This window comes from Ruegeria sp. E1, assembly GCF_056534225.1.
On sequence record NZ_JBQFPE010000015.1, the window covers coordinates 77,184 to 92,252 of the forward strand.

Below are 15,069 nucleotides of genomic sequence, written 5' to 3' on the forward strand. Positions count from 1 at the left end.
GATGAAGATTTCCCATCTACTTATGACCACTTCACTTTGCGCTGTTGCGGCAGTTCCCTTGCTGGCACAGTCGCGCACATTCAGCTCTGTTGATACCAACGGAGACCGGCAACTTTCGCTTGAGGAGCTTGAAGAGGCGTTTGGGCGTCGTGGTGCCAGAGGTATCCTAAGCCGCAGTGATCTTGACGGCGATGGTTTCGTATCCGCACCAGAAATTCAGGTCTCGCAGGATGACGAACGTGATGATGACGAAAGCGACGAGCGCGATGATGACGAAAGCGATGAGCGCGACAGCGACGAAGGCGACGAGAGCGGCAGCGACGAAGGCGACGAGCGCGACAGCGACGAAGGTGACGAGAGCGGCAGCGACGAAAGCGACGAGAGCGACAGCGACGAGGGTGACGAGAGCGACAGCGACGAAGGCGACGAGAGCGACAGCGACGAGGGTGACGAGAGCGACAGCGATGAAGGCGACGAGAGCGACAGCGACGAGGGCGACGAGAACGACAGCGACGAAGGCGACGAAAGTGGCAGTGACGAAAAAGACGATTGATGATTATCATCGCTGGAAAGTAGCTTGAACATTTCAACGTGACGGATGTCCGCTTTCACGAAACGGGTATCCGCAATTCAAAACAAATTGCGACCATGACACTGATCGAACAGACCAAATATGAGAAGCTGTTCTCGACGCCACTATTTTCCTTTGAGGTCAAAGGATACGAGACCATTAATGCCGACTTGATCAAAGAGGGAAAGCGCCTACGCGATCAGAGTGATGGCACTACAAAGTCAAACAGGGGTGGCTGGCATTCGAAAGGCAATCTGCTCAATGAAAAAGCGCAATGCTTCTCGTATTTGTCGGTCATGTTGGAAACAGCGGTTCTTCAGGCCACGCGGCGTATCAGCAAAGTCGACCCAGATACCCTTGATCTGAAACTGTTTGCTTGGATGAATATCAATCCCGTTGGCGCTTTTAATGCGCCGCATACGCACCCAGGAGCGCATTGGTCAGGGGTGTACTATGTATCGCAGCCAGAAGTTGATGATGAGAAAGCTGGCCGCATCGAGTTTCTGGATCCGCGAAGTGATCTGCCGAACTGGCGTATCCTGAAGGCATCAGCTTTCAATCTGAAGAAAAGTCTAAAGCCGCAGCCAGGCGAGATGGTCCTGTTCCCCTCGTATCTCGTACACTGGGTCTATCCAAATATTGCAGATGACGAGCGGATCAGCATTGCATTTAATGCGACATTTTCGAAAAAATCCAAGAAAGGCTGACCCTAGGCGTTGTTTTGGCGCTCGAACGCTTTGTGGGCGATAAGTGCTGCCTCAACTCGATTTCGGGCATGGAGCTTTTCAAGGATAGTGGTCATGTAATGTTTCACGGTTTTTTCCTGAAGCCCAAGAACGTCGGCGACCTCTCTGTTGCTCTGACCTGTTGCGACTAGCCGTAGAATGTCTTCCTCCCTTTTGGTCAGGTCATCCAAGGGTGAAGCGGCATTTCGTTCCTTTGTCATGAAAGTCAACATCTTTGCCGCCAAACTTGGGGTAACATGTGTCTCGCCTTTGGCAACGTCGCTCAGGATTGCTCGCAACTCTCGGGCGGACACGCCCTTTAAGATATATGCTTTGGCCCCAAGACGGAGAGCCTCCGAGACATTTTCACCGTCCTCGGAAACGGTCAGCATCGCGACATGTTTCGCAAGGTTCTGAGATGCAATCTGCGCTATCGCTGACAGCCCGCTGCCTGGCATCGACAAGTCGAGCAAGGCTATATCGGGCTTCAAGGATGCGGCGAGTTCGATTGCTTCAATTGCTGTTGCGGCCACTCCAACAACCGAAAATGTCCCATGTTCCTCAAGACTTTTCACAAGACCGTCCCGAAAGATCGGGTGATCATCTGCAACGAGAACAGTTGTTGTCATGAGTGTGCTCCACCATGCGGCAAGGAGAAAACGGCAGTTGTCCCATGCTCGGGTTGCGATTGAACGTTGAGGCGTCCCCCCAAGGGAAGCAACCTGTCGCGTATGCCGAACAATCCTTGCCCGCTATTTTCCTGGAGGGTTGGATTGTCGGTCACGAAGCCGACGCCATCATCTGAAACAGTGACGGTTACGTCGGTTGCTGACTGCTGATATGTCACCGTGACCATCGACGCCTTTGCGTGTTTGTGAGTATTGGCCAGCAGTTCCTGAGTCACGCGGTACAATGCAAGTTTGGTCGGAGCCTCTGCCTGAATGGACGGGTTGTCTCTTGCGTCGAATCTCGCGTCAGCTCCAAAAGCCTTATTATGGTCGCTGACGGCTCTTCTGACTGTCTCCGCTGGGGTCAGAGCGTCAATGTCCGGAAGTGCAAGCCCGCGTGAAATCGCGCGAAGTTCCGTCATTGCATTCGCTAAAGCGTCTCGGATCGTTGTGGCGTCTTCCGTATCATTGAGACCCGCCCCTTCGAGACGCAAAGCCAGAAGCGACAGATGTTGCGCAACCCCGTCGTGCAAATCTAACCCGATCCGTTGCATGACGCGGTCTGCCTGAGATGTCGAACGCGTCGCTGCTGCTGCTACGCGTTCCTTAAGGTCTTTGTTCTTGTTCAGTTGCTGCAATAGATCTTTGCGCTGTCTCTCGATCAGACGACTTCCTGCATGAACTATGCCAAACAGCAGCACGCCGCTGACGAGGAATACCGCTGAAACCATGTACCAAGTTTGTCTGCGCGCCTGCACGAGATCTTCGAGCAGATCCTCAGCGCGACGATAAAATTCGATAACGGTGACAACTTCGCCGTTCACGACATTGCGGATCGGTACGTAGATGCCAAGCAACGGCAACTCTATTGACGCAACATCGGCCAAATCATGCAGCTTAATTACTTCGTACTCGGCGGCAACCTGCCCTTGCCAGGCTTGCGCCAGAGCTGCAGAGATCTGAAACTTTCGGTCTTCGAGCAAAGGATCAAACGAAGCGAGAACTGTCCCATCCCGTGCCCACACTTTGTAAGTAACAACCTGTTCCTGCAGTGTGCCATCGACGAACACCTGACGTAATTCGTCTTTATCGTCCTTCGAGAATGAATCTGAAGTGGTTTGCAGGAATGAAAGTTGCGGAATGAGGCTTTCAAAATAGAGCGCCGCCGCCGCGCCGTAGTTATCTGTAACACCGGCTTCAATTCGCTTGCTGGCCCATGATCCCAATATGAGAGCAGCGCCCAACATAACAAAAAAGCCGAAGGCAAAGAACCTCATTGAGAGGGTGGATTGAGACAACACGTGTTTCAAACGCGGCAGCATGTTGAACAACATGGCCACTAATTATTCACACCACAATCGACTTTGGTCTGATCGCCGGGAGTTCGCTCAAAGCGAGTCAAATGAGGAGCAATCCATTTGCACCACCTTCCCGTGGTCAGCGATGATGGAGAATGCAATGCAAGCCGGTGTACGGCTGAACAGCCTTACGCGTTTGGTTCCAAAGCTAAGTTGTTGTTGCCAGAGGACATGGCTCCGGTCGTTGAAGTCAGATCAAGCTGCGTATGGCAGGTCCTCGAATGGCAACCGTCATTCCCAGAGCGGGCTTCAAGCTACCTGCTACCTAACTCGAAAATGCGTTCGCCTTGTTCATCAATTACCTGTTTCGCTTTGGCGATGCTAAATGTCTCGGCCTGATCACGGCTTTCAAAGACATCCGCCCGGATAACGGAATGCGTCTTGCGATCTCCGTCGATGGTCTTTTCGATGCGGGCCAACAGGCGGTATTTGCCCCCTTCAGAGATCAGGTCGGGGAAGATCTCAAACCCCTTATACGAGACCGGCTCCGGCTCAGACTTGCTGCCACCGCCGAAGAGTTTTGAGAAGAGGGACATGGGGCAACTCCTTTCAATGTCGTTCAGGTCGGAGACCAGCGCCGCTTGGGATCAGGTTGAAGCAAGGTGTTAGACAGCAGCACCGTTCTTCGATCCCATGGAACGCTTTATACTTGGTCTGAATACCCCGAGCCGACCTCAAACACCATTCAACATTTCCACTACTGCACCGGCATCTCGGAGTTTCGCGGCAAGCGCGTTACCAAAAAGGTCTCAAAAAATCACATCGATCAGTGAAAGATTATTCTGGCCTCAACTTCGGTAACATCGTTTGCAGGGTCGCGAGTTCCTGACGCATTGGGTTCCCGAGTGACGACATATCGTCATGAAAGCTGAATGCTTCGATATCCTCGTGCCCTGCAGGACCAACCTCTGCCGGAACTGCAATTGCAAATTCATCAGTCCGAGGCTGGGCCAGCGGAACCACCTCGCCCATATGAGCGGCTGTTTCGACCCGACGGCTCAAATTATGTTCATTGCCTGGAAGGAAGCGGGCGATGATAGATTTTGCAATGCTGGCGTGATCATAAATTCGGCTGCTGATCATCCCTGCCGGTGATCGGGGGGAAACGAAGAAGGTTGGCACACGAACACCCAACATATTCGGCCCTGCTGAATGCACTTTCTGTACCAAACCCAAGGTTTGATCCGCCATCGCACTGCCCGGAGGAGGGACATGATCAAAGAACCCACCGTGTTCATCATAGGTGATAACAAAAAGCGTGTTGCGCCAACCCGGAGTGCGTATCAGGACATTATAAATCTGGGCTATCAAACGCTGGCCGTTGATCATATCTGCACCGCCCGGATGATCATCATTGGCCACCCCCCCGCCAGGGATATCAACAAAGCTTGGTTCAATGATTGTGACTGGCGGCAACCCCGCCAACGCCTCATTCTCGAAGCGTTCAAAGGGCCTGATCCGCCCCGAGTCCAATCGGTGTTTCTTGAACATTCGAAGGAAGGCCACATCACTTTCATAGCAGCGCCAATTGATGTTCTGCTCATCCAGAAGATCGAATAGTGTCGGAGTTTCGATGTAGCCTAGATCGTCATGCGGCAGATCTTCGTTGCGCAGAATTGGTGTAAGGCCACTTAGGGTGCAGAAGCGGTTAGGCCATGTTGGGCCAGGATGCCCTGCAAACCAGTTGTTCGATATGGCGTAATTATCAGACAAGAAATCATAGACCGGCAGCATACCCTGAGTGTTAAAATTCATGATCGATCTGGCGTCCCCGACCACACCCTTCCGCTCCAGTGCGCCCTTGAAAGACGTGCCAAACCCGGTCATGCGCCCATCATCGATCTGGTTCATCACCTCTTCAAATCCATGGGGTGGGCTGGGAAAAAATTTGGTGGTCTGCATCGGACGAGGCGATGCATCGTCCAGACCTGCGATCCGATTGATCTCTACCCCAGTAAGGCCGTTGTAGTTCGGGTCATTTCCGTGATCAGGGTGGGTCCGCCAGCCAAGCGTATGGTCGTAGCTACGGTTTTCCATCATAAGCACAACGAAATGATCGATACGATTCAGATTTTCCAATGATTCATTCGACTGTGGGCCGTCAATGGGTACAGGATTGGCGAGCGGTAGCACAGGCGGTGCGTTGACTGGCAGTTCGTCCTGAACAGAGAAAACCGGCCCCGTCAGGATATCCCAGTCATCGCCATTGACCCGTACACCGTGGAATTCCTTTTCCCGGTCTGCCAGCCGGTTCAACCCAACTTGCAAATATTGTGAAAATTCAAAAGCGAAATCGTCGGCAATCTTTTGCCCCACATTTCGAATGACTTGCGCAAGCGTCGGTATGCGGTCAATCAATCGGTCCCGATTCAAGATCGCCCCGCCGAAACCATTGATCACGTCGATCACACCATTGACGAATTCCCTTGCGACCCCAAGTGTCCGGCTGCTGAAGCGGATATCCGTATCGAAGTCGATCTCTGCAGCCAGAAAGGGCACCAACGGATGATCCCCTTTCAATCCCAACGGGTCGAGGTTTCGAGGCTGCCTGGTACGCATCAGGATAGTGAAGTGGAATTTCAGATCAGAAAGGTTGATGTCAATATCCGTGCCGAGATCAAGAGATATCTCTGGCCCGTTTTCCTCGAACCCGACTGTCAGTGAAAGCTGCGGGAAAGGTCCCTCTCCGTCCGATGCCATGCCCTGGCCGATATCGATCTCAAGGGTAGATAGGTTCACGTCGCCGAAAACATTGAACCCGATATCTTCGGTGATTTTTTGTAACCCGGCCAGCGCTTTGACATGATGATCGAAATCGATCGAAACTTCACTCCCGCGCAGCTGAATACTAAGTCCCAGCCCATCCAAAGTCTGTCGCAGAAGACGCCGCAGCAACGCTATCGGAAGTGTGTGCACTTCAACCGTGCGCCTTTCACGGAATAAGATGCGGCCAAATACCTGCAACGGACGGTTTGAAATATTGGTAAATCGGGCGATCCAGGGACTCGGTGCAAATCCTTCTGCCAACGCAGGAATGTCGTCCACTGTAAAGCTGCGAGCACCGCGATTGCTTACTTCATGGCTGAGCACCGTAGTATTTTGGCCCAGCCCCTTGGGCGGCCGGATCACATTGAGCCGAAGATTGTCCACCGGGTCGATGCCACCAATCACGCCGCCGCCGACCACATCCTGAAGACCGAAATCAGGTTGGGCAGCCAAAGTTGTAACCGGACCGATTGCCGGAGAGACCGCTACCGCGTCGCGAGCGATAGTTGCGCGTGCAGCCATAGACAGCGGTCCGGGATCAAGTCTCGCATCGACAATTGCTTGCGCTCCGACGATGAGACGATTGGGCGATCCGCCGAGGATCACATCATCTGGGGCAACCGAACTGTTCACGGTGATAACACCGGGCCCCTCATCAGGTGAAAAAGGAATAGAAAGCGTCCCACCCGGTTCCAGTACATGATGATCTTCAATCACACGAATAATAGTCAACGATTCTTGCGGCATAGTGGGCTCCAGACAAATGATTGCCGAATCTGCGAAGGATCAAATGGCCCAATCCGGACAACCAATAGAACTAAAAGGTATTTTGCTAATCTAAACTGAAATTGATCGATTACCGAAGTGAATTAATGAGCCCGCCACTGCTCTGATTTGCGTGACCTTCTATGCTGGCATGACCGGCGGATGCCGGTTGTTGGCCTCGTCGTCGCGATTCTGGAGTTGCGCCAGATTTCCGAACATTCGCCACGATTGCAAAACACAGAGGCAACAAACTCACAGCCTGCAGGACGAAGTCGTTGGACGATTTACGTTGCTAAGTGGCGGTTTCCTCCAAACTGAAATGTGCCGCTGACTGACGTTTGTGAAAGTCGACTTGTCCCAATCGGCCCAACGATACTCCAACTCCATTCCTGCGATCTGCGCCATCAAGTCTAACTCGGACGGCCAAACGTACCGGAATGGAATGGAAAGGTACTTGTGCTCAGCACCTCTCATCCAAACGTGGTGTGACGTGCACCGTTGATTTGTCAGGTCGAATTCATCGACGCCAATGTGCTGCTTGTTGCACGAAAATGTTAAATTGTTGGTGCCAAACGGGAGGTGCTGAATTGGCGGAACACGAGTTTCAACGAGAAAGCGCCCACCGTCCGTCAGATGCCGGGCTGCATTCATGAAGCAGGCTGTTTGAGTTGTTTGGGATGTGAGGTTTTCAATCGTATTAAAGACGAGAAAGACCAAGGAAAAAACACCTGGCACATGTGCCTCAGCCATATCGCCCACGACGATGTTCATCGGTGGGCCGGTTTCCTTCTTGCGCAGTTGCTTTACCATGGCCCGAGAAAGCTCGATACCGTGGACGTCGCAACCTGCCTCCGATAGCGGTAGTGCGATCCGACCTGTTCCAATGGCAAATTCAAGAATGCTGCCTCCACCTGCCAATTCGAGAAGGCAACCAACCGTCGCGTCAATCAGGGCTGCGTCTGTGCCTCCGTGGTCTTGGTCGTATGTTTTGGCAACAGTTTCGCCAAAATGGCCATCCGGGTCCATGTCGGTCTCCTGGTTATGACTGGCGTGCAATCACGCTCACGGGCTCATCTTAAACGAGGGATGCGATCGCCGCACCAGCCTCAGATACGGACCCGAAGCTGACATCGGAGGTGGTACAGCGTCTCGCGATGGGATGATCTGTCAACGTCGAGTTGGCGTCGCAGCAGGGCATGGCGGATTGGCGGGCCAGACTGAACACATACATCTCCGATAGATTCATTGCCGACTGCGTCGCGGATGCTTTTGTCTATTCGGGCGCGACCGGGGACAGGATACGGAGCTGGGTCAAGTCGCAGATATGCACGGCATTCGAGGGCCAGATGCACCAAGGGCGTTGTCTGTTGACCGCCGGTGATGGTCGGCCGGTCGTGGTGATCGGCCAGAGTCTGGGCAGCAGAATTCTTCTGGATGCGATGCAAGAGATCGTGGACGATAACAACGCCACCGGCCGTCGCCACGCGCTGGATACGCGTCTTTCCCGCGATCTTCAGCTGATCTTCCTCATATCCAACCAGATTCACTTGCTACGTCTGACCGATAAGATGAACGAGGGGGGACAACCAAGGCGCAACAGAGCTTCTTTGGCTACCTGCAGAATGCCCGCAAACGTAGCGCGGATGCCGATCAGCCCGTGTCGGACCTGCAGGTGGTCGAAATCAGTGACCCGAACAATGTTCTGAGTCTCCGATTTGTCCCGGACAAAGGCAATGACGGGGATTTATCGGTCATGAATGTCATGGTTTCGAACACCTCGACCTGGTTTGGTACGGTGGCGAACCCGGTGGCTGTGCACGAGGACTATACGAAAAACAAGGAAGTGTTGAAGCTGCTTGTCGACGGCCATACCGTCCAATAGCCTGATCGCAATGGGCAGAGGATCGCATCTAAGATCGCGAGGTTCAGATCGTACCCCATTCCAACCCGAATTTGCTCAGGTATTTTCTCAGCCGATCCGCGTCGTTCTGGGTCTTGCGTTTACTACGCGACACCGCGAACAGGGCCCGCCCCGCAGCGCTCAGGCTCGAGGATTTGCGACAGACCCGAATTACTTCGGCCAGTTGCACAAGGTCAAACGGGTCCACATCCGATACAGCGTCGCCCATCACATCAGCGACCAGCTTGAAATCATCGTTGGACTGGGCTGACCGCCAATCCGTTTCAAGCGTCTCGATTTCGGAAGCAACCATCGCCCGGGTGATGCGGCCACGCGGCGCAAGGGTGCACAGCCTGCGGATTGATCCGGAAAAATCACGAAAGTTTCCCGGCCATTGGGTCGCCGGGTCTTTGGCAAAGTCCAGAAAACGCGCACGTGCATCCGAGTTAAACCCGACATGGGTGCCCAAATCCCGTTCACAGCGGTCCAGTTCATGCAGAAGATTGGCCTCTATGTCCTCGGTGCGGTTGCGCAGCGCAGGCAAGGTGAAGCTCCAGGTGTTCAAGCGGGCCAAAAGATCCGGACGAAACCGCCCCGAGGCAGTCAAACTGCGCAAATCCCGATTGGCCCCGGCGATCAGGTGAAACCGGCTTGAGATTTCGTGGTCGGACCCCAACGGGTAAAACCGCCCGGTCTCGATCGCGTGCAGCAGAACCGCCTGCATATTAGGGTTCAACTCGTCCACATCGTCCAGAAACAAGACGCCCCCATCAGCTTCGCGCAGCAAACCGCTGCGTTCAGTCCCCGCTGCACCAAGGTACGAGCGGCGCTGGCCAAACAGCGTTGCTATCGCATCTGGTCCATTCAAGGTTGCGCAGTTGACATGCACCAGTCGGCCTTTGATGCGGCGGCGATCCAGTTTCAGGCTGTGTATGCGTTCGGCCAATTCGGTCTTACCGGTGCCGGTTTCCCCCAAAAGCAGGATGGGTTCGTCCGAGTTGCTGGCGATCAGCTCGATCCGATCGATCAGAGCGTTATATGGCGGATTGCGTGTTTCGATTCCGCCTTTTAGCTGGTCGCTGTATTCGCGCGACAGCTGGTCGAACCGCTGCTGCAGTGCGTTATAGCGGCTGAGATCCAGATCAATAATGTCGAACTTTGGTGCGTCGTCCTTCGGTCCGGGAGGCCCCGTCTGGATCAGCCGCGCCGGGATATGACGGCTTTCGGTCAGCAAAAACCAGCAGATCTGCGCCACATGTGTGCCGGTGGTCAGGTGGACATGATATTGTTCGCGATCCTCGTCAAACCCATAGGCGCGGGCAAAGTCGAACAGCTTGCCGTAGACCTCCTGAAAGTCCCACGGGTCGGTCAGGTCCATGCGGTGCAGCAGTACCTCGGTCCGGGGCGAGAGCTCTTCGATCTCGCGTTTCACCTGATGGGCGAGGCGATTGAACTTGTGATCGTGCAGCAGCTCAAGCCGGTCGACATTGAAATGGTCGTGGATCGTCAGGCTGGGCGTCGGCTTCCAGCGTCGTTTCTTGCCCATGTCCAGTTGCGTACCGAGGAATCCGATGACGATGTTCTTCATGCGCTATCTATTTTTATATTTCACGATCTTTTTGTATCGTACTCTTGGGTGTGAATTTCATCAATAGTCATGATTTATCAAGCAAATCAAATGGTTGCGCTGGTGGTAAGTTTTTCTCTGATCGCAGCCATAGCCATGGCAAAACAATCTCACAAACAAACGAGGACAAAGAAATGGCGAACAAATCCGTGTTTGCATCGATCAAGGGCCGGTTGCTGCCAAAAACAACTGCAAAGAACGCCCATGGCGCGCCGGCTTACGCTTATTCCGATGCCCATGCTCTGGCACAGGTCGCCGTGACCGGCACTTTCGGGGGCATGTTCTATCAGTCGCCGCAGGAAGAACTGGAATACGTTCTGGATGTGGCCGAAGCTGTTGATCCGCGCTTTCTGGCGCAGGCGGCGATCTATGCCCGCCAGTCGGGATACATGAAGGATATGCCCGCCGTGCTGCTGGCCATTCTGGCCCGGCGTGATCCGGTTCTGTTTCGTGCGGCTTTCGCCCGTGTGGTCGATAACGGCAAGATGCTGCGCACGTTTGTGCAGGTCATCCGATCGGGTCAGACGGGGCGCAAGTCTCTGGGATCTGCGCCGAAAGCCATGGTGCAGACCTGGTTGAACACCGCGTCTGACCGAGCGCTGCTGAACGCCAATATCGGGAATGACCCGTCTTTGGCGGACGTGATCAAGATGGTGCACCCGAAACCGGCTTCGGCCGCGCGGGAGGCACTGTTTGCCTGGATCGTCGGGCGGCCGTGCAATCTGGCACGGCTGCCACGGGCCCTGCAGGATTGGATCGCGTTTCGGGAAACCGGCAAGGGTCCGGTGCCGGAGGTGCCGTTCCAGATGCTGACGCAACTGGAACTGTCGTCTGAGCAGTGGGCGCGGATCGCGCGAAAGGGGTCGTGGCAGATGGTGCGGCAAAACCTGAACACATTCCAGCGTCACGGCGTTTTCGGCGTGGCCAGGAACGTGGATCACGTGGCAGCGCTGTTGCGCGACCCGAAGGCTATCACCAAGGCGCGTGCGTTTCCGTACCAGTTGATGGTCGCGGCGCAAAACGTGACCGGCGATATGCCGCGCAAGATCGTGGACGCGCTGCACGATGCGATGGAAATCGCGGTGCAGAATGTGCCTCAGGTCTCGGGCCAGGTTGTCGTGTGCCCGGACGTTTCGGGTTCGATGACATGGGCCGTGACCGGGTATCGCCCGGGGGCAACCTCGGCCGTGCGTCACGTGGATGTGGCGGCGCTGGTCGCGGCGTCCTTCCTTCGCGCGAACCGCGGGTGTCAGGTGCTGCCGTTCGATTTCGATGTACGCGATGTACGTCCCGAGCCGCGCGACACGATCCTGACCAACGCCGAGCGTTTGGCTGCATTGGCAGGTGGTGGAACGAACTGTTCTGCGCCGCTGGCCTGGCTGAACAAACGCGGCCGCGCGCCGGATCTGGTGGTGTTTGTGTCCGATAACCAGTCCTGGGTTGATGCTAGGGGCGGCGGGCAGGGGACGGCGATGTTGAAGGAATGGGAGGTGATCAAGCGTCGCAACCCAAAGGCCAAGCTGGTCTGTATCGACATCGCCCCATACGGGACCACACAGGCGCAGACACGTGCCGATGTGTTGAATGTCGGCGGGTTTTCGGATGCGGTTTTTGACCAGATCGCAGCTTTTGCCGAAGGGAAAACCGGCCCGGATCACTGGGTCGGTGAGATCGAGAAGATCGAACTATGAAAAACGGGTCAGGCAGAATGCCGGTGGGACTACATCGCTGTAACCGATCCGCGCCCGTCAAAGGGCGCTGTCTCACCAACCCTTGTCTGCCTGACCCGAATTGAAAGGAATATGTCTCGGCGAATGCCGGTGGAACTACAGATTGTTAATCTCCGGGTCGCGGGTTCGAATCCCGCTCGCCCGAGCCCCATGGGGACGGGCGGTAGCTCAGTCAGGTAGAGCAGGATGTTTCACCAAACCTTTGTCGTCGAGGCTTCAAAACGAAAGGAATATCCCGGCGAATGCCGAAGGAACTACATGGCTCAACAGGGACAGGTCGAGCGGGTTCAACTCCCCTCTGTGCCGACGCCCAGACGGCAAACGCATCTGCCCATTCAGATGCGGGGCGGGCCTCCCTACCTGTTTCTTCACCCTTTGTCGCCGGGGCCAAAGAAAAGTTGGGCGAATGCCCGCTGACCTACTGGTAGACGCGCCCGAAAGGGAGACATGGACACCCATGTTGTGCTGGTTCGAACCCAGCCCGGAGCAATCCGGTGGCGGAAAATATCGGTTTGCGAACATTTTGTCGCCCATTCAAATTGGGAACGCGAGTAAACGAAGATGACTGAAGAAAACACATTCGACCCCGTGACCGGGGAACATCTGAAAGACTGGGGGCATCGCCCCGGCAAACAATTCCCGTCCCTGCTGGCGCGTGCGAATGAGATGCGGGCCGAAGGGTTTGGGCTGGTGCGTATCCGGCAGGAGCTGGAAGGTGAAATCCCCCCGGTCCCGCCGACGATGGACCTGCGCCCGAGCGGACAGATCTCGTTTCACGAGAATATCGACGCGGGGCATCCGGACGAAGAGGACAACGTCTCAAAGGTGCGCGAGACGATGACGGCGCTGATGCGGACACCCACGATTGAGGCCGGTGCGATTATGCCGGACGCCTGTCCGGCAGGACCGGTGGGAACGATCCCGGTCGGCGGCGTCGCGGCTGCGCGGAATGCGATCCATCCGGGGATGCACTCGGCGGATATCTGTTGCTCGGTCATGATCACGGATCTGGGGAATGCGGACCCCAAGGCAGTGCTGGACGCCGCGCAATCGGTCACGCATTTCGGCCCCGGTGGCCGCCCACAAGGGAAACGTTTCACGACATCGATGAGATTGCTGGACGCGTTCCGCGAGAACCCGTTTCTGGACAACCCCAAATCGCTGCGCATGGCGCAGGAGCATATGGGGACGCAGGGCGATGGAAACCATTTCCTGTTTGTTGGGCGCTCGCGCAAGACCGGGCGGACGGCAATTGTGACCCATCACGGCTCACGCGGGCCGGGGGCGGTTCTGTACAAGAATGGCATGGCCGTGGCCGAACGGTTCCGTAAGGAACTGTCGCCGCAAACGCCTAAACAGAATGCCTGGATTCCGGCAGATACCGAAGAAGGCCGCAATTATTGGGAGGCACTGCAACTGATCCGGAAATGGACCAAGGCCAACCATAACGCGATCCACCAGGCAACGGTCGAGGCCGCGCGCATCGGCGACGTGGGTGAGCGGTTCTGGAACGAGCACAACTTCGTCTTCAAACGGGGTGATCTGTTCTACCACGGCAAGGGGGCGACCCCGGCGTGGGGGGATTATGCAGCGGACGCAACAGGTCTGACGCTGATCCCACTGAACATGTCCGAACCGGTTCTGGTGGTGCGGGGCAAGGATGCCGGGCACGGTCTGGGCTTTAGTCCGCACGGGGCTGGACGAAACTATTCACGTTCCGAACACAAGCGCCGGATGGGTTCAGTGACGCCTGATCAGATGCTGAAGGCTGAAACCGAAGGTCTGGATATCCGGTTTCATGCCGGTGGTGTCGATGCATCCGAGCTGCCATCCAGCTACAAAAGCGCAGACAGCGTCGTGGCACAGATCAAATCTTACGACCTGGCCGAGATCGAGGACTATATCGATCCGTATGGCTGTATCATGGCCGGAGATGTGCCCTCGTTCTGGAAAGCCAAGAAAAAGGGACGTCGGTGACCTGCCGACGTCTTCCGCGGCGTTCGGCTTCGAAGTTCCGAAACCGGCATCCAAGTCGGCGCTTATGCGGATTTCTGTGCGCGGCGGTTTTGGTTTCGACGCAACGCCAGACCCAGTCCGAACACGCTTACATCCCCCAGAACCGAGATCGCACGATGGGCAATTGCCGCGCTCAGACCGGCGCCCTGACCGATGAAAAGCCCGAGCCCCAGAGCGATGATTCCGTCCCGAACACCGATACCACCGGGCGCTCCGGGCATCAGGAAACCGGTCACCCACGCGGTCGTAAAGATCGTCATGCATTGCCACATATTGGTGCTACCGGCGGGATCAATCGCCCGCGCGACGCACCACAGAGATATGCCAAGCACCAGAAAGTTGAAGCTGTGCAACGCCAGTATGATCAGGCATTTCGTAAGCGAAAGTTCGGGTTTTCCCGCTTTGCGCCAGGTCACGAACAAGCCGATCACGATACAGATCAAAAGCCCCCCGAAAAGTATTAGCGCCGAACCGCCAATCGAGGTTTCAGGAAGGTCCGCCATAATAGCAGCAACGAAATCGGGCATCGTCAGTAGCAAAAGCCCGACGATCAGAACGCCACTGCTGAGCAGGAATCCGATCTCGAGCAATAGCGATGATCCGATAATCGCGGATGCGACTCCGTCGCTCCGCGCGAGTGCGTAGCGCCCCAGAAAATGAGCCACGTTCCCGGGGATGTATTTTCCGATCTGCGACACCATCAACTGGCTTTCGGCGCGGGCAAACGGCAGATCCACATCATGAAGGCGCAGCGTTATCCGCCAGGCCGTGGCGCCGATTAGCTGTGAAAGAATATATAAAACCAGTCCGCCTGCCAGCGTAAGCCGGGCGGTGCCGGACCCGAGGTTGAGTGATGCCATGTCGCCCGCGTGACGCGCTAGGATCACACCGATAAAAACCAGTGCGGCGGCGGTGCCGAGATAGCGCAGGACGGCGGCCATCG

At 55.6% G+C, this 15,069-nt stretch carries 13 protein-coding genes; 5 read left to right on the top strand and 8 right to left on the bottom strand.

All coding sequences use genetic code 11. The features are described from left to right. Position 1: 1 nt before the first annotated feature. Positions 2-553, top strand: a complete 552-nt coding sequence (locus ACR0FG_RS17640) for a hypothetical protein (protein WP_480894347.1) — start codon at positions 2-4, stop codon at positions 551-553. A gap of 38 nt (positions 554-591) precedes the next feature. After that, positions 592-1,278 (top strand): 2OG-Fe(II) oxygenase family protein, encoded by a 687-nt coding sequence (locus ACR0FG_RS17645; RefSeq protein WP_480894349.1) that lies wholly within the window; start codon positions 592-594, stop codon positions 1,276-1,278. Between the two features lie 2 nt (positions 1,279-1,280). Here ACR0FG_RS17645 and ACR0FG_RS17650 read toward each other — a convergent pair whose 3' ends face one another. The 6 genes from ACR0FG_RS17650 to ACR0FG_RS17675 form a co-directional block, all read right to left on the bottom strand. Then, positions 1,281-1,925 carry a response regulator gene (locus ACR0FG_RS17650; protein ID WP_480894351.1) on the bottom strand — a complete coding sequence of 215 codons (645 nt, stop codon included), beginning with the start codon at positions 1,923-1,925 and terminating at the stop codon, positions 1,281-1,283. Next, positions 1,922-3,298, bottom strand: a complete 1,377-nt coding sequence (locus ACR0FG_RS17655; RefSeq protein WP_480894415.1) for a sensor histidine kinase — start codon at positions 3,296-3,298, stop codon at positions 1,922-1,924. The genes ACR0FG_RS17650 and ACR0FG_RS17655 overlap by 4 nt, the downstream gene beginning before the upstream one ends. A 278-nt stretch (positions 3,299-3,576) precedes the next feature. After that, a complete protein-coding gene (locus tag ACR0FG_RS17660; protein ID WP_480894353.1) occupies positions 3,577-3,858 on the bottom strand; it encodes an HlyU family transcriptional regulator in 282 nt (93 codons plus the stop codon). Positions 3,859-4,099: 241 nt separating this feature from the next. Then, positions 4,100-6,835 (bottom strand): alkaline phosphatase family protein, encoded by a 2,736-nt coding sequence (locus tag ACR0FG_RS17665; RefSeq protein ID WP_480894355.1) that lies wholly within the window; start codon positions 6,833-6,835, stop codon positions 4,100-4,102. Positions 6,836-7,105: 270 nt separating this feature from the next. Then, on the bottom strand, positions 7,106-7,879 hold the full coding sequence (locus ACR0FG_RS17670; RefSeq protein ID WP_480894357.1) for a class I SAM-dependent methyltransferase: 774 nt from the start codon (positions 7,877-7,879) through the stop codon (positions 7,106-7,108). Between the two features lie 80 nt (positions 7,880-7,959). Beyond that, complete coding sequence (locus tag ACR0FG_RS17675; protein WP_480894359.1) at positions 7,960-8,400, bottom strand: hypothetical protein; 441 nt, start codon at positions 8,398-8,400, stop codon at positions 7,960-7,962. A 110-nt stretch (positions 8,401-8,510) separates the two neighbouring features. Here ACR0FG_RS17675 and ACR0FG_RS17680 point away from each other — a divergent pair, with 110 nt between their 5' ends. Beyond that, positions 8,511-8,735, top strand: coding sequence for a hypothetical protein (locus ACR0FG_RS17680; protein WP_480894360.1), 225 nt, complete (start codon positions 8,511-8,513; stop codon positions 8,733-8,735). A gap of 43 nt (positions 8,736-8,778) precedes the next feature. Here ACR0FG_RS17680 and rtcR read toward each other — a convergent pair whose 3' ends face one another. After that, positions 8,779-10,341, bottom strand: coding sequence for an RNA repair transcriptional activator RtcR (gene rtcR, locus ACR0FG_RS17685; RefSeq protein ID WP_480894362.1), 1,563 nt, complete (start codon positions 10,339-10,341; stop codon positions 8,779-8,781). Between the two features lie 173 nt (positions 10,342-10,514). On the opposite strand from rtcR, the gene ACR0FG_RS17690 reads away from it, so the two are divergent. Continuing rightward, the gene (locus ACR0FG_RS17690) at positions 10,515-12,071 is read left to right on the top strand and encodes an RNA-binding protein (protein WP_480894364.1); all 1,557 of its coding nucleotides are present in this window, start codon (positions 10,515-10,517) and stop codon (positions 12,069-12,071) included. A 600-nt stretch (positions 12,072-12,671) separates the two neighbouring features. Continuing rightward, positions 12,672-14,087, top strand: coding sequence for an RtcB family protein (locus ACR0FG_RS17695; RefSeq protein ID WP_480894366.1), 1,416 nt, complete (start codon positions 12,672-12,674; stop codon positions 14,085-14,087). A gap of 62 nt (positions 14,088-14,149) precedes the next feature. Here ACR0FG_RS17695 and ACR0FG_RS17700 read toward each other — a convergent pair whose 3' ends face one another. Beyond that, positions 14,150-15,067: a lysylphosphatidylglycerol synthase domain-containing protein gene (locus ACR0FG_RS17700; protein WP_480894368.1), complete on the bottom strand. Its 918-nt coding sequence runs from the start codon at positions 15,065-15,067 to the stop codon at positions 14,150-14,152. Between the last annotated feature and the right edge of the window lie 2 nt (positions 15,068-15,069).